We start from the raw sequence: 21,731 nt of genomic DNA on the forward strand, positions 1-21,731 counted from the left end.
TAGAACTTCAAACTCTTTAATGGAAAAAATACGAAGCGGTTTGATAAGCTGCATTTACATTGGATAGTGATAAGGACTTATGACCCATCTCTTTTAGGATTTCAGAATGGTCTTTCCATCTTAGTAAAATTTGAACGAGTTTCGTTGGATCTTCTGAAGTAGAATGGATGGTTTCTGCGGCACCTTGTGATTCTATAAAGTTAGCGTTTTCTTTTTGGTGATTGTCAGCTGCATAAGGATAAGGTATTAGAATCATTGGCAAACCATAAACCAAACATTCCGCAAGGACACCCGCACCAGATCTTGCCACTACGATGTTTGCCCATTCATAATTGGGTTTCATATCGTTTGCATAAGATATGATCTCAGCATTTCCTACTGACTTACGTTTTGTTTCTTCATACAGGGAAGTTCCTGTTAACAATCGAAACTTATACTTGTTAGCAATATCAGGATTTTCCATTGCTTTTAGTATCATTTGGTTGAGTTGCCTTGCGCCTTGTGAGCCACCAAGAACAAGAACATTTACTGTATTCTTTTTTCCTTCATGTAAGTTTTCATTTTGCCTGATGTTTAGTTGTTCCGGAATAACACGCCTACGGATGGGATTTCCAATTGTTTTTCCTGAAATCGAATAACCATCAGCTAAAGGGAAACTAAGCGCAATTTTTTCAGCAAACATTGAAAAGATGCGAGTGATTTTTCCTGGCACACAGTTTTGTTCACATAAGTATAATTTTTTTCGAAAAAGAACTGCATATAGAATGGAAGGAAGGCTAGAATATCCTCCCATTCCAATCACTGCTTCTATCTTTAATTTTCTAAAAAGAAAAATCGATTTTATAAAAGGGAATATAAATAAAAAAGGATAAACTAACGTGCGCAGTCCACCTAACTGTGGTACATTATGCCAAAGGACGGGACAAGGTGGATTTAAAAGATCAGGATTGTCTTTGTTTCGAATCAAAGAGTGCAAATACACCTCATCGAATCCGAAAGATGATTTTTTTTCTGCCAAAACTTCGGCAAGGGCCACTCCAGGAGAAATATGTCCGCCTGTCCCACCAGCTGCAATTAAAACAGATCCACTCATAATACCAAATTCTCTTTACTTGTGATGTTGGCAAGAATTCCGAATAGGATAAAAATTGTAATGAGAGAGGATCCACCATAACTTAAAAAAGGTAAGGAAATTCCCGTAACAGGAACGATTCCTGTTACAACAAATAAATTTAAAATGGTTTGGAAACCAAAAAGAATTAAGATCCCTGCCCCTAAAAAAAATCCAAGTTTGTCTTTTAATCGTTGGAGAAGGAAATAAATTCTAACAAAAAGAAATAGAACCACCAAAAGGAATATTAAAAATCCCAAAAAACCAAAGTCTTCTACAAAGGAAGCCATCACAAAATCGGTATGGCTATATGCTAAATAACGATGTGCGTAACCAGAACCCACTGGTCGTCCAAAACTTCCACCATCAAAAAAGGCTCGAAAACTGGTAACTAATTGGTGACCTTCATCAAACCGAAATTTATAAGGATCTAACCATATCTCCAAACGTTTTTTCCTGTAACCAACTTGAGTCACAAGTACAATGAGGAGAGGCAAAATGGAGGCACCTAATATAAATAACCTCTTCATCGGAAATCCAGCAAGTAATACAAAAAAAAATAGAACGAGGAGTAGTTCAATCGTTGTACCAAATGCAGGTTCAATGACAATTAAGACTAAGGTGGCAAATATAAGTCCAATCGAGACAATTTTTTTTCTATCCCATTTTACTTTTTTAAAATCAAAATTATAAAAAAAATAAGAAGAAAAAAGTAAAATACTGATTTTTGAAAACTCAGAAGGTTGAATTTGAATTCCGCCAATTTGGATCCAACGATTAAAACTCCTACCATAACTGGTTCCCACTGATTTTCCGAGTCCAGGAATAAATACAGAAATAAGTAATAATAAACTGATTACCGAAAATAGAAATGACCATTTTACTAAAAATTGATAGGGTATTTGGCTAAACACCAAAAAACTAAAAATTCCAACAAACCCCCATAACAATTGTTTGTTTAAATAATAATTAGGATCAGAAAACTCACGTTCGGCGGGAATAACAGAGGCACTGTACATAATCACAATGCCCATTCCAAATAATAAAAAAACTCCATACAAAACAGGTCCGTCAAACCGGGAACTGCCAAATTGAAATAGGTTTTTTACATTTCGGATCATTTCCATAAGTCTATTTTAATAAATTGGACTATTGGATTTTTAATGTGGATAAAGTGATGATCGCAAGGATAATCCCAATAATCCAAAAACGGATCACTACTTTTTCCTCTGACCAACCTGACAATTCAAAGTGATGGTGGAGCGGAGCCATTTTAAAAATACGTTTTCCAGTAAGTTTAAAAGAACCCACTTGTAAAATCACACTCACGGCTTCTGCCACAAATATACCACCAAGGATTACCAAAAGAATTTCTTTTTTTAACATAATGGCAACAAGTCCAAGAGTGGATCCTAAAAACAAGGAGCCAGTATCTCCCATAAATACTTGCGCTGGATGGCAATTGAACCATAAAAATCCAAGTAGAGCGCCTGAAAGTCCTGCAAGAAATACGGCGTATTCATGAGAACCAGGTAAATAGGGAATATGCAAATAATTTGCCGCAGACGGTGTTCCTGATACATAGGAAATGAGTGCAAAGGTGGCTGTGGCAATCACAACGGTTCCCGATGCCAGTCCATCAAGTCCATCGGTTAAATTCACAGCATGGGAACTCCCGATTAATACGATAATGGCAAAGGGAACTGCCAAATATCCCAAATTCCAAACAGGACCTTTTACAAAAGGAAGAAACAAATCTGTGATGCTAAAGAGGATTCCTTTGGTTGCTACGGTATTTGATTTTCCCGTAAAATAAAAATAGAGTGTGGTGATCGAAACGGCAAAGAAGATGGTGACTAGAAACTTCGTCCTTGCCCTCATCCCTCCTTTGATTTTTTTCACAGATTTCATATAATCATCTGTAAACCCAAGTCCTGCAAATAAAATGGCAGAAACAAGTAGTAATAAAACATTTAAATTAGAAAGATTTCCCCATAACAGAGTGGAGACGGTAAGGGAAAGTATCATAATGAGTCCCCCCATCGTTGGTGTTCCCGATTTGGCAGCATGGGACTGAGGTCCATCGTTACGAACCGATTCGCGAAACTTCAAAGATAGAAGAAACGATATCAAAGCCTTTCCAAAAAGAAAGGTGATAAACATTGAAGTAAGTCCCGCCATCATCGCACGGAGAGTTACATAACTAAAAACTCTAAGGAAACCATAATCGTTTCCAAACGATTCATAAATCCACTGGAACATTCTATTTCCCCTATCGACCAAGTCCTAAATTTTGAAAAGCATTCTCTATCTCTTCAAAATCTACAAATTTTGTTTTTTCTTTTCCTATGATTTGGTACGTTTCATGGCCTTTGCCAGCTACCACAAGAATTCCATCTCGTTCCAATAATCCTACTGCTCTTTGGATGGCTTCCCTTCTGTCGGTGATTTTTTCATACCTTTGGAATCCGCGAGAAAACCCAGATTCAATTTCATTTAAAATGGATTCAGGTGCTTCCGTTCTTGGGTTGTCTGAGGTGAGAATGACAAAATCAGCTAAGGTTTCGGCAATTCTTGCCATCTGCGGACGTTTTGTACGGTCCCGGTCTCCCCCACACCCAAATAAACAAATGATTTGTTTGGGACCAATTTCCACACAACTTTTTAAGATATTTTCTAAAGCATCGGGAGTGTGAGCATAGTCCACAACGGCAATCCTCGACCTATCAGGAAAAGGAACCACATGAAAGCGACCTGGAACTGTTGGAATTTTTTCCAAACAAGAAATCACTTCCTCCCAAGGAAAACCCAATTCGTAAGCAATGGATAACGCGAAAGCGGTATTAAAAACATTAAAATTGCCGAGTAAATTGGTTTTGATACTCCGCACTTCAATAAAGGGAAGGTTCTTTGCTTTTTTATGGAATCGGTATTCGCTACCTAATAGGGAAAGTTTTGTATTTGTATAATTAAACTCCCCAGATTTTCCTAAAATATAAATCGGGGATTTTAATTTTGCCTCGGCAATGCGTTTTACCATTTTATCCCCGTAGGAAACATCACCGGCAACAAGCCCAAATTTATTTTTAACAGACGATTGTTCTAAGAGTTGAAAGATTTTAAATTTACTTTCAAAGTAATCATCCATATCTGTATGAAAATCTAAATGGTCTTGTGTTAGATTCGTAAATCCCGCACAAGTGATTTCAAGACCAGCCACTCTTCCTAGTTTTAAACCGTGACTACTCATTTCCATAAATACGTATTCAATTCCTTCCTCTAACATTTGTTTGAGGAGAAGGTTGAGTGAAGAAGCGTCAGGAGTTGTGTATCCCGATTCTAAAACCCGGTCCATGATTTGAATTTGTACAGTTCCAATAAGTGCAGCATTTTTTCCCACTTTTCTTGCTAAGTGGAAAAGAATAAACGTTAATGAAGTTTTTCCATTAGTACCTGTGATGGCCACAAGTTTCATTTTTTTGGCGGGATTTCCTGCAAGTAAACATGCGATTTTTCCATGTGCTTCACCTACGGAATCTTCTGTTTCCAGAATGGCAGAAAATAACTCCAAACTTTTTAGTTTTAAATGACGTTTGGAAACAAGGACTACCTTGGATCCAAGTTCTATTGCCATTTTCAGAAATAGTTCCTGATTTTCATTTGTATCGTCTGGAAGGACAAAAAGATCATTGGGTTTTAGTTTGCGACTATCTCCCCAAATATAATCCACTTCCAAAGAACCTTCCCCTTTGATGAGTTTTACATCGGGAATTCGTTTTAAAATTTCTGAAAGTTTCATTCTTCTTCTTTTGTTCCCTTTTCTGGGATAGGTGGCAGTTCTATAGTGACTGTACGATTGCCCAAACTAATGGGTAAAAATTGGTAGGTCCGCCGGTAGAGTGTTTCTATTCTTTCTGCGGAGGTATAAGTAACAATTCCGATTTTTAGTTCATCGTTTTTGCGTTTGAGTTCTTCTTTGGTGGAAGTTCTTTCATGAATCTGCCTTGTGAGCCTAGCTTTTGTAAGCCCTTGCCAAACCATCGTATAAAAAAAGATAAAAAAAGGAAATAGAACCAATAAAGGTTTTAACGGAGAGAAAAAACCGAATACCCTTTCTGGTATGTTTTTGATTTTTTCTTTCACCTTTCCCATCTCTTATTTAATATCGGATTTATCTTTTGGATCCCTCTTAATTTTGCCGACCGAGAGGCTCTGTTTTCTCGTATTTCTGTATCTGTTGGTAGGATAGGTTTTTTGGTTAAAATTTCAAAATGGTCAGTAGCCTTCAGGTCGCGAAAAGTCCATTTTACAATTCTATCTTCTAGGGAATGAAAAGAAATACAGGTAAGAACCCCTCCGACTTTTAACAAACCAGCAAGGATTCGAATTCCTTTCTCAGCATGTACTAGTTCTTCATTCACCTCAATGCGAAGGGCTTGGAAAATTCTCGTAGCCGGATGTGTTTCTTTGGGCCAAAATTTTCTGGGAATGGATGCCTCAACCAGTTTTACTAAATCGGTATTGGTTTCGAATTTTTTTTTATGCCTCGCCTGGACTATGTTATTTGCAACTTTTAGAGCCCAACGTTCTTCTCCGTATTCCCAAAACACTTTTTTTAAATGTAAGACTGTGCTATAATTGACCACGTCGGCGGCAGTTTTACTTCCCACTTGAGGTTCGAGCCTCATATCCAAAGGTTCATCATTTTTAAAAGTAAATCCCCGGCCAGAATGAAGGAAGTGAAATAAAGAAACTCCTAAATCAACAAGGGCTCCATCAAGTCCAGGACAACCAACCGAATCCAAAAGTTCCTGGTCGACTTCAGAAAAATTCATTTGGAAAGGAAACACACGGTCCAGAGATCCGATGACAGATAAAATTTCGTTTTTTGCCCGCTCTAACATGACAGAGTCACGATCGATTATGATGAGATATGCCTTGGGAAAGGTTTGTAAAATGAGTTTGGAGTGCCCACCTTCTCCGGCAGTTCCATCCAGAAACCATAGGGGTTCGGTGTTTTCCGTTTTTTGGAGTAATTCGATCACTTCTCTAGGAAGTACGGGGATATGATGAGATTCTGACACTGTTACTTTCTTACTGTATACTTGTCAAAATCCTTGCAATCCTTTAATCCTTTGGGGAGATTGAAAGTACAAATGAGTTCCTATGAAGAACATTCTCTTAGAAAAAACCTGTTCAGCATAGGAAAATTGGGTTATGCCAAAGGGGATAGACCCAATGTGGACTGCATTCTCTGCGGGGTTCGTGACAAAAATGAAATTGTTCCCAATCTGACCATCGCTGAGACGGAACTTTCCATCGTATCGATCAACCTATTCCCATACAATCCTGGCCATATCATAATTTTTCCCAAACGTCATATCATTCATTACTTGGAGCTAACCGAAGAAGAAGCTCTTGATATCCATAGACTCACGCAAAAAACAATGAGGATTCTCGAGAAACAGTGGAAAGTCCAAGGATTCAATACTGGTTACAATCTAGGAAAAAATAGTGGAGGATCTATCCCCCATATCCATGAACACATTGTGCCTAGGTTTCCCAATGAAGCTGGTTTTTTAGATGTACTTTCCAATACGAGGATTGTCATCTACGAACCCTACCAAATGTGGGAAGACCTCAAACAACTTTGGGCCCAAGAAGACTAAAATTCTTAGTCTTTCTTTTGGTAAATTGTGTGCCCTAAGAATTTAAAACTATCCGAAATTCCAAACATAGTTTCTGAATGCCCGAGGATTAAATACCCTTTTGGCTTCAAACTCACTTCAAAATTTTGAAATAGAGTTTTCTGCGTTGGTTTATCAAAATAGATAACTACATTTCTACAAAAGATTAAATCCAATTTTTCAGTAATCGGAAAGGGAAAATGGAGAAGGTTAATTTGTCTAAAGTCAATTAAAGCCTTTAAGTGTGGTTTTGCTTCATAATAAACATGGTCTTTTTCCATCGATTTGGTGAAGTGTTTGGTTTTCATGGCCTCTGAAACTGGTTCCAAACGATCGTCCCGATACAAACCTTTTTTAGCAGTGGCAATGACCTGTGTATCGATGTCTGAGGCGTAAATTTTGCAATTCCAACCTGGTTTTGTTTGAAAGTAATCATAAACAGTAATCGCAATCGAATAAGGCTCTTCTCCCGTGGATGAGGCAGAACACCAGATACGAAGGGTTTTTGAACCACCACTGGCCGCAGCTTGCTCTAAGGCGGGAAAGTATTGGTTTTTTAAAAATTCAAAGTGATGATTTTCGCGAAAAAAATCCGTTTTGTTAGTTGTTATGCGATTGATGAGTTCTTGCATTTCCTCGGTCGCAAACTTTGGATCCAATTTTAACTTGGCTACATAGTTTTCAAAACTAGTGATTCCTAAAGTGCGAAGTCTCGCATTGAGTCTTGACTGGACCATAATTTTTTTATGTGGTGCTAAAAAAATCCCAGCTTGTTTGTACACTAAGTTTTTAATGAATTCAAATTCTGCATCACCGATTGTGTTTAAAGATGTTCGAAAGTCCAATTTGCCCTCGTAAGTGATTCGACACTCTTTTCCCGTTCTGACAAGTTGTTTTTTAGAAGAGAAATTAGATAATGAAAATCGGCATCGTAAAACACCTGAATGCCCGCCCCCTTACCCTCTATTTTGAGCGAACGCCCGGATATACACCAGTGTATGAAAATCCTAGTGTTCTTATCGAACTTTTAAAACAAGGTGAGTTAGACTGTGCCCTTGTTTCCTCTGTAGAATGTGAGAGGAATCGGGAAAGTTTAGATTATACAAAAATTGTGGGAGTTTGTGCCAGAGATGTGGTGCGTTCGGTTCTCTTTTTTCGACATGAATCGGAACCAGGACTACCCAAAGTGGTATACACAGACAAGGGTTCTCGCTCCAGTGTCGCTCTTTTGCAATGTTTACTTTTTAGAGAATATGGGAAACTGGTAGAAGTCATTCCCACTCCCGCCAAGGAAATTTCCCAAATGATGAATGAGGGAAAAGGATCTCATCTTTTATTTGGAGATCATGCTTTATTACAAACTCCTGTTCCCGGTTACCAAGTGGTGGATCTTGCCGAATGGTGGAACCAATCGACAGGTTTGTATTTCTGTTTTGCTTTTTGGGCCTTTCCTAAAGGTAAAGTTTGGGATGATCGTCTCTTTTTAACAGCTTTGGAATATGGACTAAAAGAGTTAGATTCCATCATCAAAGAGGAAAAAAGACTTCCCATTGCCATCACCGACCGTTACCTCAAACAAGAGTTACATTTTATACCAGAACAGAAAAATTTAGATGGATTTGATTTGTTTATTAAAACCGCAAAAGAATTAAATCTTGTTTAAAAAAAACGAATTTTATATTCCCAAGTTTTTGAATCAGGATTCTCCAAAGTTTCTGTTAAGGGAATTTGGTACGTTAAATTTCCAAGTCCTATAAAACCTCGATTAGAACTACATTCGGAATCTTTTGGAAATAAAACTCTAAACTGAATTTTTCCTTCCCGCAATAGTCTAGAAGTTTCAGAAATAATTTTTTTCTCACCGACACTTGTTTCTAAAATGGCGTTGTCAGTCAAATTAGGAAAATCTCGTTTTACCGTTAGAGACCTAGGTTTGGATTTGATCGAAAAAGTTCCAATGAGTACTCCTTCTAAATGTAAAGGGTCTTCAAAGTCGAGTTTGTAAGAAACTTTTCCTTTTCGTTTGAAATACATATCGGTAGTTTCTGATTTTTCTAATTCTCGAAACGTAAAGTCTCTCACCTGTAAGTTGTTATTCGACTTTTTTTTAACAGAGGAAATGATTTCTTCTTTAGAAGTTGGTAAAAACTTAATGAGTGAGTCGTTTGAATCTTTTTTTAGAGGAACTGTATAAGAAATTTCAACAGTTCCAGAACTTAATTTACGAAAGAGAATCGTCTCTTCGTATTCAAAACAACCTATAAAAAATAATATGAGTAATAAAGGAAAACGGAACACACCCTAGGCTTCCCATACAGAAAGCCCAGGGTCAAGGACTATTTGGAAACGGGATAGGCTTCGTTTCCGTGTTCTAAAATATCCAATCCTAATAATTCTTCTTCCTCGGAAACCCGAAGGCCAATGGTTTTTTTAATGATATAGAATGCAGCAAAACTGGTTGGAAAAGCCCAAAGAAAGGCAGTAACGACCCCAATCGCTTGTGCGGCAAACTGAGCAAAACCTGCACCAGAAAAAAGTCCAGTTTCCACACTAAAAAGACCTACGGCGAGTGTTCCCCAAGCTCCACAAACTCCGTGAACAGAAACAGCACCTACAGGATCGTCAATTTTGATTTTATCCAAAAAGAGGACGGAAACAATCACAAGGACTCCTGCCACGGCTCCAATACAAACAGCACCCGTAATACTCACCACATCACAAGGTGCAGTGATGGCCACAAGACCTGCCAGTCCTCCGTTTAAGGTTAACCCAATTTCCGGTTTTTTAAATAACAACCAAGTGAGGATCATTGCAGAGATGGCTCCGGCACAGGCTGCCATATGAGTCACAACGGCAATCCTTGCAAAACTTCCCCCTTCAATAGAAGTCGTAGAACCGGGGTTAAATCCAAACCAGCCGAACCAAAGGATAAAAACTCCAAGGGCTGCCATAGACATATTATGACCAAGGATAGGATAAACCCTTCCATCGGTTTGAAATTTTCCCATACGAGGTCCTACCACAATGGCTCCGGCTAGACCCGCCCAAGCACCAATGCTATGGACTACTGTGGATCCAGCAAAATCATGAAAACCCACTCCCTCGCCGGCTCCCAGTCCTAAAGATTCTAAAAACCCAGTAGAGATTCCGAGAAGACTTCCCCAGGCAAAAGATCCAAATATTGGATAAATAAAAGCCGTGATGACGATGGAGAAAATTAAATACGCAGAAAACTTTGTCCTCTCCGCCATAGCTCCCGAGACAATTGTTGCAGCCGTTGCCGCAAAAACGATTTGGAAGATAAAGAACGTATATTTGGATGGATCCATATTTCCATCTTCGGTATTGATAAGACTTTCCGCAAAAGACGGGACTCCCACTCCAAATCCAGAAAGGACTTGGGGACCAAACATAATGGAGAAACCAATCACCCAATAAGCAATGGCTCCCACTGTTAAGTCAGAGAAGTTTTTCATCAGAATGTTCACCGCATTTTTTGCCCTTGTAAATCCTGCTTCCACATAAGCAAACCCTGCTTGCATAAAAAATACGAGAAAGGCAGCAATACAAGTCCACACCCAGTTGGCTTCTTGTTTTGTTGTTTCTAAAGCAAGTTTTGTTTCTGCGAGAGAAGTTTTGATACTTGCCATTTCTTTTGCAAGAGTTTCTAAACTCTCAACATCATTTGTCACTTCTTCGGCTCCAATGACAGAGCCAAAAAGAAGGATGGTTAAACTAAATAATATTCCAAACTTTTTCATAAACTTTCCTTAACCGACTTTTTGCGAGTGTGATTCTAACCTTAACAGTGAGGTTTTTAATTCCAAACTTTGAGGTGTGTTTTTTACGCCTTGTTGCAACACTTTGATTGCTTTTGGTTTCGCATTTTCTTTCAAATAACATTGTGCAAGTAAGATACTTGCTTTGGCAAAACTATGATCGCTCGATAATGCCATCTTTAACGCTCGTTTTGCTTCAGAAATCATTCCTGCTTTGTAGTAAGCTCTACCCATCATAAAATGGGAAGCCGCCGTATTGTCTCCAGAGGTTCTTAAATATTCCTCTAAGTACCGAATGGCTTCGTTGTATTTTCCATCTCGGTAATACATTTTTCCTAAAAAAACTAAAATTTCTTTTAGGGAAGAATCAATACTGAATGCTTTTAGTGCTTGGGCATAAGCTTCTTCCATTTTCATTTTGGAATTGGATTGTTTCGCCATTTGTATGTAATGCGAAGCTTCCGGGATCGAATCTCCACAATAGAGGAATAAAAAACTTAAATCATCACCATTGGGAACATCTCCTTGGTAAGCCCTGAATCGTTCCACAAAAGCACTTGCTAATTTTTTAAGATCAACTTTCCCCCTTCCTTCCATTACCAGACGTTCTCTTTCGTCTTGTAACCAAGTAAGGATTCTGTCCACTCCCACTTCATCTTTTAAATGATTTCTCTGTTCACTAAATCCATCTGAGATTAATAGTAAAAAATCACCCGGTTCTAATTTTCCTTGTTTTTCTTCATAATCAATTTTTCTGACAGGAAGAATGCCAAGAGGAACACCTTTTGTATCATATTGAATGAAAGTATCATCAGCCGCTTTATAGTGTAACATACGTTGGTGGCCAGCATTCACATAACCAAATGTATAATCACTGAAGATCCGAACCATAAAGGCGGTGAAATAGGTAGACTCAGGAAGTTGTTCTCTCAGTTTTTCACCGAGTTCTTCCATAATTTCAGTAAGGCCTAGTCCTGCCATCACAGACCTTCGGAACTGGTGGTGGATGGCCATAGTGACTAAGGCAGCTGGAATTCCATGCCCCGACACATCGATGTTAATCGCTGTTAAGGAATGACCTTGTCTTACGATATCAACTAAGTCTCCACTTACCTCTGCCATTGGTTCGTAGTGGCTTGCAAAATAAATTCCGTTCCAGGCACTCAAATCCTGAGGGAGAATTTGGCTTTGGACGTTACGACCCATTTTTAAATCCCATTCTAACTGATTTAGAATGGCTGCTTCTCTTGCCCTTGCTGTCACAAGTCCTTCAATAAGCCTAACCCCATAAAGAGCGAGTGCTAACTGGGAAGTGAGTGCTTCTAAAATTTCTAAGTCATCGATAATATAAAAATTTTCACGTTCACTTTCAACAGCGAGGGTTCCGAGGATTTCCTCTTTTTGCATAATAGGAACACACATCACTGATTTTGTGGTTTCCCCCTCATCGAAGTAATGCGCTGACCGAGAAAGATCGTTTACAAGAATTGGTTCTTTGGTCTCAAAAACAGTTCCCGAATAACCTTCGCCCATTTTTAAATTTCTACGAGGGGGTTCTGTTTCTTTGACAAACTTGACGGGAACTAAATACTCCCCATCCCAAAGTCGAAGTGTTGTATTGTCCGACTCAAAAATTTCCTGACATATCAGGATGACCTTGGAGAAAAGTTGGTCTTCTCTATCTAAATTGGCAAATTCTTTGGAAATGTAGAGAAGGATCGCAATTTTATCTTTATCCGTTAATCCTCCCACGACTTTGTTTTGTCCGCGGAAGTTGACGAGCATTCGTTTGGAAACTTTGAAATCAACCATATAGGATACCTTTCTGATTTAGATGCAAGTATCGTACCGACAGTGCATCTCGCCTAAAGAAGTCAGAATATCCTATATATCTCTACATTTTGTATCTAACTTCAGCGCATCCGACAAGGATCATTCATGGAAATCACTCATTATGCCTTTATTTTAAGCAAATGGTGTTCTTCATTGAAACTGGATTTGGATTTGAAAGGCGGCCCTTGTCTCAGCACCCTCCCTTTCTGGAACACTCATTCCTGCTCTCTGCACGGAGATGGAATATAAATATCCCTCTCCTATTTCTTTTGGAAAAATGGAACCTGCGATTCCAAGAGAAGCTGTATAAAAACCGCGTAGGGAATTTTCCGCACGAAACTCCCTACCCAAACCGGAGATAACTTGGAAAGATTCTACTTTACCAATCGCTAAACCAATGTTACCTGTATACATCGTATGTATTGGATAGGAAAAAGAATGATCTTTACCATTCAATGAGCTATGTGATTTTTCATAAAAGGTTCGATTCCCTTCCACTTGTAAATCTATCCATTCGTTGACTTTATATCCAATTCCGACTAACAAACGTTCCGGCAATCTTTCTTTTAGTTTTTCCGTTTTTAAATATTTGTCGAAGCGGTAACTACCTGGGGATTCTAAAATCACTCCGAAACGGAAGTCTCCCCATTGATAGGCAACGGAGGCAGATACATTCCAGGAATAGGAACTATACCCGCCAATCCGACCAGAGACTCCAGGTCCAAACTGCAAACCAAAAGAGAGATTCTCATTCCACTTCCAATTGATAAAACCCTGAAATGCGTAATTAGAAAAACGTTCATCCGTAGGAAAGGACCTTAAAAAAACTGGTTTGCCTCGAAATCCAAAACCTAATGTACCTGAATAGGAATAATAGGCAGCTCCAGAAAGATAAAGAGGCGATAATTTTGGATTCGCATAACTACCGTTCACTCCTCCATCCAAAATATGATTTGGTTGATTACTTAAAAATGCAGTGTTTCCATAGAGACTTCCTAAAGATTGGGACGAGACCACTCCACTAGACGAAAGGCCAAGTAAATAAGCGGAAGGGTATGCGGATTCGTAACCGGAAACCTGTGCGAATAGTTTTCCCCAAACACTGGTCGAAAGGAAAAGAACAATGACCAGGAAATACCATTTTCTTTTGAAAATCATTTACTGCCATTACTGCAAAGATTTATTGGAAAGAAAAGGGATTTACTATGACAAAACCTATGTACAAACAATTTCGTTCCCCACAAGGTTGGTATTCTTTTCTTTTTCCTGCCACTTGGGAGCATATGGTAGTCGAAGAAATTCCTGCTTTTTTCCATCCTAATGGGGGAGGAGCCTTACAGGTTTACGCATTTGAATCCAAACAGGAAGATTTTAACGTAGACCAGGAATTGGAAAACTACTTAAAAATCCATGAAATCGATTACGATGCAGAAAATGTTGCTGTTTTTGAGAATAACGAAGGTTCTTCTATTCGGGCCTGTGAATTTTTAAAAGAGGACCGGGTATGGATGGTCTATATGGTTGCCAATCATACACGAATGCTCCTTGTTACCTACAATTCTGATGAAGAGGTAGGAGATGAACTATTCCAACAACTAACCAATATCATAAGTTCGGTTCGGTTTTTGAATTAAATTCTTTCCCTTTTTTACTTTACAGAAACCAAATTTGTCTTAACTTCAAGTCCACTCTTTCGTGTCGAAGTTAGGAGAAAATATGAAAAAAATAGGTTACGGAATTGCGGCTCTAATAGGCTCCATTCTGCTTATCGTAATCATCGCGTTAGTTTTTGCCGGGAGTTTTATCACCCCGAGTTTTCTTGTCAAACAAATTGAATCTGCCATTAATGTTCGGGCCCATGTTGAATCTGTCAACATCAACCTTTTTAACGTTCTCTCTGGAATTGAAATTGAAGGGATTGTCCTTGCTCCGAGAGATGAAATTGCAAACAAAGGGATTCCTTTAGAAGAAAGAAAATCTAAACCCAAAGGGGTGATTGAATTAGGAAAGGCTGATGTAAAGATTTCCTTCTTAGCCCTTCTTACCAAAACCTTAAAAGTAAATAAAATCGTTCTAAAAAAGCCAGAGATTTCTCTTACCATGAACGAGGATGGCGGAAACAATCTAACTTCGCTTTTCAAAACACCTAAAATTGTGGATGGAGAAAAGAACCCTGCACTTTCCCCAGAAGCTCTCGCAGAGAAAAAAGCCGCTGAAGAGGAAGATGCAAAGGAAAAAGCAAGTGCCCCACCTTCTGGACCTTTTTCCATCAAAGACATTCCGATCGCTATTAAAATGGGTCTTGTCGGTATCCAAGAAGGAAACATCCAAGTCAATATGAGAAAAACTGGCCAACAGATTTTGGTTCAGAAATTAGATTTAGAATTAAAAGATATTGATATTGATGGAAGTGACTTAAATTCGCATAACAATGTGAATGTGAACTTTGATGCTAATGTCACAATCATTGGACGAAACAAAAAAGAAGCTGCCAAGTTTTTACTTGAAACCGAAGGAAAAGTCACACCTTTTGTTGTGAAAACAGGTCTTGTAAATCCTAAAGTAAATTATGAAGTTACCATGAAAGAGGATTCTTTTGTTTCTGGATTTGCTGCATTTGATGCCATTGCGGGTGAATTGCCAGCCATGAACCAAGCTGGGTTAAAGTTGGACAAACTGAAAGAAAAAGCAGAATTAAAGAAAGATGTTTCCTTTCATGTAGAATATAGCAATGGTAAGGTGACCTTTCTTGACGAACCAACTTTTCCTACCAAAAACTATGACCTGCAAATTTCCAAAGGATCTTATATAGTTACCACAACCAATTACCACGAAATGAAAATGGGTATGCTTTATGACGAAGATGAATCCAAAAAGTCCTTAGCATCTGTGGATGAAAAAATCAAACAGGCTACCAAAGGCCAAGGAGATCCGAAAGCCATACGAAATAAAATCGTTGGAAACTTAGTCAAAGATGACCGGTTGTTTATTCCCTTTCGCACTTATGGAGACATCCGTAATCCCAATGTAGAATTAGGTGTAGGGCTTGGATCCTTAACTGATTTAATTGGTGGTGCTGTGAAAGAGGTGATCAAAGGGAAAGCCGGTGATGCATTGAAAAAAATCCCAGGTGCGGGAGATGCACTCAAAGGATTGGGTTTTTAGTTTCAAAACTTTTACACCACTCTTGATTGATAAAAAAAGGGACTAAATTTTAGTCCCTTTTTTTTGGTATATGGAAATTCAGTGAATGTTTTAAATTCTACTTATCTTCCACTTCCCGATCTTTTTCTCATGCTGGCATCCAATACTTTTTTACGTAGACGTAAACTTTGAGGAGTCACTTCCAAAAGTTCATCATCATCTAAAAATTCAATAGATTGTTCCAATGTGAGTTTCTTCGGTGGAACAAGACGAATTGCCTCATCTGATCCAGAAGCACGAACGTTTGTGAGTTTTTTCTCACGCACAGGGTTTACTTCCAAATCAGAATCCCTACTGTTCATCCCTAAGATCATACCTGGATACACAGCCACTTGTGGTTCAATGAAAAGTTCCCCGCGTTCTTGCACTTTCCATAATGCATAAGCAGTCGATTCCCCAGAGTCCATAGAAATGAGAGCTCCGTTTTTACGACCAGGAATTTCGCCTTTGTATTTATCAAAACGTAAGAAGCGGCTAGACATTACCCCTTCCCCACGAGTTTCGGAAATAAAATGACCTCTAAATCCTATTAAGCCTCTTGTCGGAATGATATATTCTACACGAGTGATTCCTGATGTATGAGCATCCATTCCAGTGAGTTCCCCTTTACGGCGGTTCAGCTCTTGGATACAAGCACCAGAATATTGGTCCGGAAGGTCCATGACGAGAGTTTCGTAAGGTTCAATTTTTTCCCCAAGTTCGTTTTGTTTGATGATTACTTCTGGACGAGATACTTGGAGTTCATATCCTTCCCTTCTCATGTTTTCAATCAGGATGGATAAGTGGAGTTCTCCACGTCCTAAAATTTTAAAACGATCTTTGTCTTCTGTTTCTTCCAAACGAAGTGCCACGTTGGTTTCAAGTTCCCGATCCAAACGTTCGCGAAGGTTTCTTGTTGTGACAAACTTTCCTTCTTTTCCAGCAAACGGAGAGTTGTTGACCATAAAGAACATGGAAACGGTTGGTTCTTCTACTTGGATGGCAGGTAGTGGGAGTGGATTTCCTAAATCACAAACTGTATCCCCAATGAACACATCCGGAATTCCAGCCATTGCTACGATATCTCCGGATCCCGCTTCATCAATTTCGTAACGAGTGAGTCCTTCGTAACCATAAAGTTTTGTAATTTTATAATTGGCAGTGGTTCCATTTGTTTTTGCAAGTGTTACATCAGCGCCTTTTTTCATAGTTCCTTGGTAGATTTTACCAATGGCAATACGACCTACGTATTCATTATAATCAAGGGCTGTGACTTGGAATTGGAGGGCTTTATCACTTTCGTTTTTAACAGCAGCCACATGTTCCAAAACTTTATCGAGAAGTGGTTCAATATTGGATCCAGGAACTTCCGAAAGTTGATTTACTGCCCAACCTTGTTTTGCTGAAGCATAGATGATTGGAAAGTCTAACTGTTCTTCTGTGGCACCGAGATCACTAAACAAATCAAAAACTTTGTCGACTGAATACCCAGGTCTTGCACCTTCACGGTCTACTTTGTTTACGACCACAATTGGTTTGTGGCCAAGTTGGAGAGATTTTCCAAGAACAAAACGAGTTTGTGGCATCGGACCGTCGAATGCATCGACAAGTAATAATGTACAGTCTGTCATGGACAGAACTCGTTCCACCTCTCCTCCAAAGTCAGCGTGACCCGGAGTGTCTACGATATTAATGCGAGTGCCCTTGTATTTTACCGAAGTGTTCTTGGCAAGGATGGTGATTCCTTTTTCTTGTTCCAAAGTGTTGGAATCCATGAGTCTTTCTCGGTCTTCTTTTGCGGTTACGGCGCCCGTATGGCGAAGGATACAATCTGTTAGTGTCGTCTTACCGTGGTCGACGTGTGCGATGATGGCGATGTTGCGAATTTCCATTGTTTTTACCAGAAATTCTAATCCAGTTAGGCTGTAAATGGGGATTTCAGTTTGACAAGAGGTGCCCATCAGAAATCCTGGTAAGAACTACATTCGAGAAAGAGATTAGGATAGTTATATGTTCGCCATCATTGAACTTGGAGCCAAACAATTTAAAGTGTCTCCTGACCAGGTATTCGTCGCAGAAAAAACAGGAAACTCGGTTGGAAGCACAGTAGAAACGAAAGTCCTACTCCTTTCCGATAATAACAAAGTCAATATCGGTTCCCCAGCATTGTCTGGTGCGAAAGTGACTTTGAAAGTATTAGAAGACTGTAAGGGTGACAAAATCCACGGTTTCAAATACAAAAAGAGAAAAAACTACAAGAAGTCTTGGGGTCATAGACAACAACTCCAAAAACTCCAAGTAGTTTCTATCAGCGGTTAATTGATTTATAGTAAAATTTTAAAAGATTTAGGAGGGAAAATCGCAGGAATCCAACTGGAAGGACATTCTCCCAAGGACCTAGGTTCGAAAGGCGAAAATCTTTTGTGTGCAGGAGTCTCTACTCTGGTTCAGAGTGCTCACTCGTATTTGGCATCACAAGACAGTTTGGAAACGGAAGAAAAACGAGAAGGATACCTAAGGTTTTTAGTGAAAAAGGACCAAAGAGCTGGCTACCAAAGCCTACTTTCGATGGTTGCTTTTGGTTTAGAATCTTTGAAAAACTCTCATTCCGCAGCGATTTCCATCCACGACGAAATAATAAAGGGGTAAACAATGGCTACAAAGAAAGGTGGTGGATCCACAAAGAACGGTCGTGATTCGGTATCGAAAAGACTTGGTGTAAAAGTTTACGGTGGCCAACAAGCCATTGCTGGGAACATTATTGTTCGCCAAAGAGGAACTGAATACAAACCAGGAAAAAACGTAGGGATTGGTCGTGACCATACTCTGTATGCACTCGTTGACGGTGTTGTAACTTTCGAACACGTAACTAGAGAAAGACAACAAATCTCCGTTTACCCGAAAGTATAAGCCTCTCCTACAAATGTGAGAGGACAAAACCCGTTTTAGGATCTCCCTTGAACGGGTTTTTTTTTGACTAAAGGAAATTATGAGCGGATTTATCGACGAAGTACCCATTCAAATTCGAGCCGGACACGGAGGGGCAGGTTCTGTCCATTTCCATAAAGAGAAATTTGTCGAGTTTGGAGGACCTGACGGTGGCGATGGTGGCAAAGGCGGTGATGTTATTTTTGTCGCCGAAGGTAGAATGATGACCTTGGAAAACTATCTCCCCGATCGGATGTATGCCGCAGAAGACGGAGGACCAGGCCTTGGTCAAAACCGAAATGGAAAAAATGGAGAAGACTTAATCCTAAAAGTACCTGTGGGAACCCAGATCATTGACGCAGTCACTATGGAACTTGTATATGATTTCAATGCCGACGGTGAAAGTTTTACCATAGCCAAGGGTGGCCGGGGTGGCAAAGGGAATACCTTTTTTAAAACTTCTGTCCAACAAGCACCTCGTTATAGCCAACCTGGCGAAGAAGGTGGTGAACTTTCTCTAATCTTAGAATTAAAGTTACTTGCTGATATTGGAATTGTTGGTTTGCCTAATGCTGGTAAGTCGACCTTACTTGCCAAGATTACTCATGCCCATCCTAAAATTGCAGGATATGCCTTCACTACCCTATCCCCTAACCTTGGTGTGGTGCATAGACACGAAGATTTGTTTCGTTATACTGTGGCAGATATTCCAGGGATCATTGAAGGGGCATCCAAAGGTGTGGGCCTTGGGATCAGTTTTCTTAAACATATTGAACGTGTACAAGGGATTTTATTTTTATTTGATGGTGGGAATTTACAACTCGAAGAAGAATTAGAAATGTTACGAAGTGAACTAGGAAATTATAACCAGTCGCTTCTAAACAAAAAATTTCTTATTGTCATCAACAAAATGGATATTTGGGACAATGATCCTAGTTTCACAGAAGAGATTCAAAAAAACTATTCTCATTTAGGGGAAATCATTTGTATATCCGCAGACAAAGAATCCAATTTAGAATACCTACTCGAAAGAATTGATAAGGTATTCTTTCCTGAAAAAGCAAAATTAGTTTATGAAAACACGTAAGGAATTTTTAAGCTCCATTCAAAAAGCAAAACTGATTGTGGTAAAGATCGGAAGTGCACGTGTTTCCGGTGAAGAATCCAAAATTAATGATTTTTTATATGATCTTGTAGGTGATATCCGAACCCTACGTGACCAAGGTAAAGAAGTAATTCTTGTTTCCTCTGGGGCCATAGCCCAAGGAAAAAAACTTCTGGTGGATCAGATGGGATCCGTATCATTACCCAAAGGGAAAACAAGTCTCGCAGAAAAACAAGCTTTTGCTGCAATGGGCCAAAACAAACTCCTCAATCTCTATGAAAGTTTTTTTAGCCGGGTCAATATTCCTATCGCCCAAATTCTTTTTGGTCGCAAAGATTTAAACGAAGATAATAGTTTTACCAATCTCAAACAAACCTTTCGCCAACTTCTAGATTGGGGCATTTTACCCATAGTCAATGAAAATGATTCTGTCTCCACAGAAGAACTCAATTTGGGAGATAATGATATTCTTTCAGCCATTGTTGCCTCGATTGTAGGAGCAGACCTACTTCTCATCCTGACAGGAGTCGATGGTTTTTTAAATGGTAAGGAAAAAATCGATTTGTTTACAGAAATCACAAAAGAAACAGAAACTCTTGCCACAGGTCCTTCCGGCCCAGGCACTGGTGGAATGTTTACTAAAATCAACGCAGCCAAACTTTTGTTACCTTATGGCATTAAAACTGGGATCGTCAATGGGGAAAAAAAACACGCCATTTCTCAGTTTTTTGAAACAGAAAACTTTGGAACGTTAGTTGCCAATTTTTCCTATGACCACCGAGTTCCGAATGCCTCCGAAATCCAATCTCATTTTTTTTCCTTTCAGACGGAGTAAATTATGGCAGACGAAAACACAAACTATGCAAGATCATTAGCCACCAAAGCCAAGTTAGCTAGTAGAGGCTTAAAAGGTTTAACCACTTTAGAAAAAAACTCCGTTCTAAAACGAGTAGAAGAACTTCTTTTCGAAAATGAATCTGCGATTATCGAAAAAAATAAAATCGATATGAAAAATGGACAGGAGAAAGGATTATCTTCTGCCATGATGGACCGCCTTCTACTTGATTCCAAACGAATTAAAAATATGGCAAAGAGTATAGAAGAAATTCGTAATTTGCCAGATCCAGTGGGTGAAGTCGTGAGAGGAACCATTCTTCCCAATGGACTCGAACTTCTCACAAAACGTGTTCCCATTGGTGTGGTGATGACAATTTTTGAATCCAGACCCAATGTGATCATCGATATTGCTTCTTTATCTTTTAAATCCGGGAATGCTTGTATCTTACGAGGTGGTTCGGAAGCCTTTCATTCTAATTTAATCCTTTCTTCTTTATTCCACCAAGCGATCGAAGAAAAAAAATTGCCAGCTGTGACAAAAGAAGTGGTAACCTTTGTCGAAAATACAAATCGAGAAGCGATGGTTCCCTTTTTTCAATTGGATGATTTAATTGATGTGATTGTTCCCCGCGGTGGTGAGGCTCTCATTCGTTTTGTCTCCGAAAATAGTAAAATCCCTGTCATTAAACACGATAAAGGTGTTACCAATCTTTATCTTTCCCATCAGGCAAATCCAAAGATTGTCCTTCCTATTTTACTGAATTCAAAAGTGCAACGCCCTGGAGTTTGTAATGCTTTGGAAAATCTTTTGATCCACAAAGACTATCCCAATATAAAAAATTTACTGGAATCTTTAGCCACAAATGGAGTGCAAATTTTAGGAGATGAATCCATCACCAAAATATTTCCTTCCGCCAAACCTGCGACAGAGGATGATTTTTGTACGGAATTTTTGGATACAAGGCTTAGCGTAAAATTAGTGGGTTCTGTATGGGAAGCTATGGAGAATATTCGAAAGTATAGTTCTGGTCATACGGAATGTATATTGTCTGAAGATGTAACCGAAATCCAAACCTTTCAGAAGGAACTCGATAGTGCTGCCATTTTTGTGAATTGTTCGACAAGGTTTCATGATGGTGGCGAGTATGGGCTGGGTGCTGAGGTAGGAATTTCTACTGGCAAACTCCATGTGCGAGGACCAATGGGACTTATCCACCTAACAACGACCACAACGTATGTAACAGGAAGTGGACAAGTCCGCGTTTAAA

The 21,731-nt window shown here is 39.1% G+C and carries 22 protein-coding genes; 10 read left to right on the top strand and 12 right to left on the bottom strand.

Going from position 1 to position 21,731, the window contains the following annotated elements; all coding sequences use genetic code 11:
* Positions 1 to 16: 16 nt before the first annotated feature.
* The 6 genes from EHR07_RS06505 to rsmH are packed head-to-tail and all read right to left on the bottom strand — an operon-like array spanning position 17 to position 6,195.
* Positions 17 to 1,093: a UDP-N-acetylglucosamine--N-acetylmuramyl-(pentapeptide) pyrophosphoryl-undecaprenol N-acetylglucosamine transferase gene (locus EHR07_RS06505; protein WP_135744315.1), complete on the bottom strand. Its 1,077-nt coding sequence runs from the start codon at positions 1,091 to 1,093 to the stop codon at positions 17 to 19.
* Positions 1,090 to 2,238 (bottom strand): FtsW/RodA/SpoVE family cell cycle protein, encoded by a 1,149-nt coding sequence (locus EHR07_RS06510; protein WP_135744316.1) that lies wholly within the window; start codon positions 2,236 to 2,238, stop codon positions 1,090 to 1,092. Before EHR07_RS06510 ends, EHR07_RS06505 begins: the two co-directional genes overlap by 4 nt.
* A 22-nt stretch (positions 2,239 to 2,260) precedes the next feature.
* Positions 2,261 to 3,373: a phospho-N-acetylmuramoyl-pentapeptide-transferase gene (mraY, locus tag EHR07_RS06515; protein WP_135744317.1), complete on the bottom strand. Its 1,113-nt coding sequence runs from the start codon at positions 3,371 to 3,373 to the stop codon at positions 2,261 to 2,263.
* 10 nt (positions 3,374 to 3,383) lie between these two features.
* Entirely contained in the window at positions 3,384 to 4,910 is a 1,527-nt protein-coding gene (locus EHR07_RS06520; RefSeq protein ID WP_135744318.1) for a UDP-N-acetylmuramoyl-L-alanyl-D-glutamate--2,6-diaminopimelate ligase, read from the bottom strand.
* Positions 4,907 to 5,263 (bottom strand): hypothetical protein, encoded by a 357-nt coding sequence (locus EHR07_RS06525; RefSeq protein ID WP_135744319.1) that lies wholly within the window; start codon positions 5,261 to 5,263, stop codon positions 4,907 to 4,909. Before EHR07_RS06525 ends, EHR07_RS06520 begins: the two co-directional genes overlap by 4 nt.
* Positions 5,251 to 6,195 carry a 16S rRNA (cytosine(1402)-N(4))-methyltransferase RsmH gene (gene rsmH, locus EHR07_RS06530; RefSeq protein WP_135744320.1) on the bottom strand — a complete coding sequence of 315 codons (945 nt, stop codon included), beginning with the start codon at positions 6,193 to 6,195 and terminating at the stop codon, positions 5,251 to 5,253. Before rsmH ends, EHR07_RS06525 begins: the two co-directional genes overlap by 13 nt.
* A 72-nt stretch (positions 6,196 to 6,267) precedes the next feature.
* Between rsmH and EHR07_RS06535 the strand changes: the two genes are divergently transcribed.
* Positions 6,268 to 6,780 (top strand): HIT family protein, encoded by a 513-nt coding sequence (locus EHR07_RS06535; protein ID WP_135744321.1) that lies wholly within the window; start codon positions 6,268 to 6,270, stop codon positions 6,778 to 6,780.
* 5 nt (positions 6,781 to 6,785) lie between these two features.
* Here EHR07_RS06535 and EHR07_RS06540 read toward each other — a convergent pair whose 3' ends face one another.
* Positions 6,786 to 7,643: a CheR family methyltransferase gene (locus tag EHR07_RS06540; protein WP_135744322.1), complete on the bottom strand. Its 858-nt coding sequence runs from the start codon at positions 7,641 to 7,643 to the stop codon at positions 6,786 to 6,788.
* A gap of 71 nt (positions 7,644 to 7,714) precedes the next feature.
* Here EHR07_RS06540 and EHR07_RS06545 point away from each other — a divergent pair, with 71 nt between their 5' ends.
* On the top strand, positions 7,715 to 8,461 hold the full coding sequence (locus EHR07_RS06545) for a menaquinone biosynthetic enzyme MqnA/MqnD family protein (protein WP_135744323.1): 747 nt from the start codon (positions 7,715 to 7,717) through the stop codon (positions 8,459 to 8,461).
* Here EHR07_RS06545 and EHR07_RS06550 read toward each other — a convergent pair.
* The 4 genes from EHR07_RS06550 to EHR07_RS06565 all read right to left on the bottom strand — a co-directional run bounded on the left by EHR07_RS06550 (position 8,458) and on the right by EHR07_RS06565 (position 13,568).
* Positions 8,458 to 9,096: an LIC11874 family lipoprotein gene (locus tag EHR07_RS06550; RefSeq protein WP_135744324.1), complete on the bottom strand. Its 639-nt coding sequence runs from the start codon at positions 9,094 to 9,096 to the stop codon at positions 8,458 to 8,460. The two genes, EHR07_RS06545 and EHR07_RS06550, sit on opposite strands and share 4 nt — an antisense overlap.
* Before the next feature lie 38 nt (positions 9,097 to 9,134).
* On the bottom strand, positions 9,135 to 10,559 hold the full coding sequence (locus tag EHR07_RS06555; RefSeq protein ID WP_135744325.1) for an ammonium transporter: 1,425 nt from the start codon (positions 10,557 to 10,559) through the stop codon (positions 9,135 to 9,137).
* A gap of 9 nt (positions 10,560 to 10,568) precedes the next feature.
* Positions 10,569 to 12,389, bottom strand: coding sequence for a GAF domain-containing SpoIIE family protein phosphatase (locus EHR07_RS06560; protein WP_135744326.1), 1,821 nt, complete (start codon positions 12,387 to 12,389; stop codon positions 10,569 to 10,571).
* A 171-nt stretch (positions 12,390 to 12,560) separates the two neighbouring features.
* Complete coding sequence (locus EHR07_RS06565; RefSeq protein WP_135744327.1) at positions 12,561 to 13,568, bottom strand: hypothetical protein; 1,008 nt, start codon at positions 13,566 to 13,568, stop codon at positions 12,561 to 12,563.
* A gap of 47 nt (positions 13,569 to 13,615) precedes the next feature.
* Between EHR07_RS06565 and EHR07_RS06570 the strand changes: the two genes are divergently transcribed.
* Both EHR07_RS06570 and EHR07_RS06575 read left to right on the top strand, forming a co-directional pair.
* A complete protein-coding gene (locus EHR07_RS06570) occupies positions 13,616 to 14,044 on the top strand; it encodes a hypothetical protein (RefSeq protein WP_135744328.1) in 429 nt (142 codons plus the stop codon).
* A gap of 82 nt (positions 14,045 to 14,126) precedes the next feature.
* Entirely contained in the window at positions 14,127 to 15,575 is a 1,449-nt protein-coding gene (locus EHR07_RS06575) for an AsmA family protein (protein ID WP_135744329.1), read from the top strand.
* 101 nt (positions 15,576 to 15,676) lie between these two features.
* Here the strand turns inward: EHR07_RS06575 and typA are convergent, their stop codons facing one another.
* On the bottom strand, positions 15,677 to 17,485 hold the full coding sequence (gene typA / locus EHR07_RS06580) for a translational GTPase TypA (RefSeq protein WP_135744412.1): 1,809 nt from the start codon (positions 17,483 to 17,485) through the stop codon (positions 15,677 to 15,679).
* 118 nt (positions 17,486 to 17,603) lie between these two features.
* Here typA and rplU point away from each other — a divergent pair, with 118 nt between their 5' ends.
* The 6 genes from rplU to EHR07_RS06610 all read left to right on the top strand — a co-directional run bounded on the left by rplU (position 17,604) and on the right by EHR07_RS06610 (position 21,730).
* Positions 17,604 to 17,912, top strand: a complete 309-nt coding sequence (gene rplU / locus EHR07_RS06585) for a 50S ribosomal protein L21 (protein WP_135640794.1) — start codon at positions 17,604 to 17,606, stop codon at positions 17,910 to 17,912.
* A complete protein-coding gene (locus EHR07_RS06590) occupies positions 17,913 to 18,242 on the top strand; it encodes a ribosomal-processing cysteine protease Prp (protein WP_135744330.1) in 330 nt (109 codons plus the stop codon). It begins immediately after the preceding gene.
* 3 nt (positions 18,243 to 18,245) lie between these two features.
* Positions 18,246 to 18,503, top strand: a complete 258-nt coding sequence (rpmA, locus tag EHR07_RS06595; RefSeq protein ID WP_135744331.1) for a 50S ribosomal protein L27 — start codon at positions 18,246 to 18,248, stop codon at positions 18,501 to 18,503.
* Between the two features lie 79 nt (positions 18,504 to 18,582).
* Positions 18,583 to 19,608: a GTPase ObgE gene (gene obgE / locus EHR07_RS06600; protein ID WP_135744332.1), complete on the top strand. Its 1,026-nt coding sequence runs from the start codon at positions 18,583 to 18,585 to the stop codon at positions 19,606 to 19,608.
* The gene (gene proB / locus EHR07_RS06605) at positions 19,595 to 20,461 is read left to right on the top strand and encodes a glutamate 5-kinase (RefSeq protein ID WP_135744333.1); all 867 of its coding nucleotides are present in this window, start codon (positions 19,595 to 19,597) and stop codon (positions 20,459 to 20,461) included. The genes obgE and proB overlap by 14 nt, the downstream gene beginning before the upstream one ends.
* 3 nt (positions 20,462 to 20,464) lie before the next feature.
* Positions 20,465 to 21,730: a glutamate-5-semialdehyde dehydrogenase gene (locus tag EHR07_RS06610; RefSeq protein ID WP_135744334.1), complete on the top strand. Its 1,266-nt coding sequence runs from the start codon at positions 20,465 to 20,467 to the stop codon at positions 21,728 to 21,730.
* The last annotated feature ends 1 nt before the right edge of the window (position 21,731 follow it).

The sequence above is a fragment of the Leptospira bandrabouensis genome (assembly GCF_004770905.1).
GTDB classification, from domain to species: Bacteria; Spirochaetota; Leptospiria; order Leptospirales; family Leptospiraceae; genus Leptospira_A; species Leptospira_A bandrabouensis.

Coding starts and splice junctions, on each gene's coding strand:
- EHR07_RS06505 (WP_135744315.1), bottom strand. CDS start 1,093: ATGAGTGGATCTGTTTTAATTGCAGCTGGTGGGACAGGCGGACATATT.
- EHR07_RS06510 (WP_135744316.1), bottom strand. CDS start 2,238: ATGGAAATGATCCGAAATGTAAAAAACCTATTTCAATTTGGCAGTTCC.
- mraY (WP_135744317.1), bottom strand. CDS start 3,373: ATGTTCCAGTGGATTTATGAATCGTTTGGAAACGATTATGGTTTCCTT.
- EHR07_RS06520 (WP_135744318.1), bottom strand. CDS start 4,910: ATGAAACTTTCAGAAATTTTAAAACGAATTCCCGATGTAAAACTCATC.
- EHR07_RS06525 (WP_135744319.1), bottom strand. CDS start 5,263: ATGGGAAAGGTGAAAGAAAAAATCAAAAACATACCAGAAAGGGTATTC.
- EHR07_RS06535 (WP_135744321.1), top strand. CDS start 6,268: ATGAGTTCCTATGAAGAACATTCTCTTAGAAAAAACCTGTTCAGCATA.
- EHR07_RS06545 (WP_135744323.1), top strand. CDS start 7,715: ATGAAAATCGGCATCGTAAAACACCTGAATGCCCGCCCCCTTACCCTC.
- EHR07_RS06555 (WP_135744325.1), bottom strand. CDS start 10,559: ATGAAAAAGTTTGGAATATTATTTAGTTTAACCATCCTTCTTTTTGGC.
- EHR07_RS06560 (WP_135744326.1), bottom strand. CDS start 12,389: ATGGTTGATTTCAAAGTTTCCAAACGAATGCTCGTCAACTTCCGCGGA.
- EHR07_RS06565 (WP_135744327.1), bottom strand. CDS start 13,568: ATGATTTTCAAAAGAAAATGGTATTTCCTGGTCATTGTTCTTTTCCTT.
- EHR07_RS06570 (WP_135744328.1), top strand. CDS start 13,616: ATGACAAAACCTATGTACAAACAATTTCGTTCCCCACAAGGTTGGTAT.
- EHR07_RS06575 (WP_135744329.1), top strand. CDS start 14,127: ATGAAAAAAATAGGTTACGGAATTGCGGCTCTAATAGGCTCCATTCTG.
- typA (WP_135744412.1), bottom strand. CDS start 17,485: ATGGAAATTCGCAACATCGCCATCATCGCACACGTCGACCACGGTAAG.
- rplU (WP_135640794.1), top strand. CDS start 17,604: ATGTTCGCCATCATTGAACTTGGAGCCAAACAATTTAAAGTGTCTCCT.
- rpmA (WP_135744331.1), top strand. CDS start 18,246: ATGGCTACAAAGAAAGGTGGTGGATCCACAAAGAACGGTCGTGATTCG.
- obgE (WP_135744332.1), top strand. CDS start 18,583: ATGAGCGGATTTATCGACGAAGTACCCATTCAAATTCGAGCCGGACAC.
- proB (WP_135744333.1), top strand. CDS start 19,595: ATGAAAACACGTAAGGAATTTTTAAGCTCCATTCAAAAAGCAAAACTG.
- EHR07_RS06610 (WP_135744334.1), top strand. CDS start 20,465: ATGGCAGACGAAAACACAAACTATGCAAGATCATTAGCCACCAAAGCC.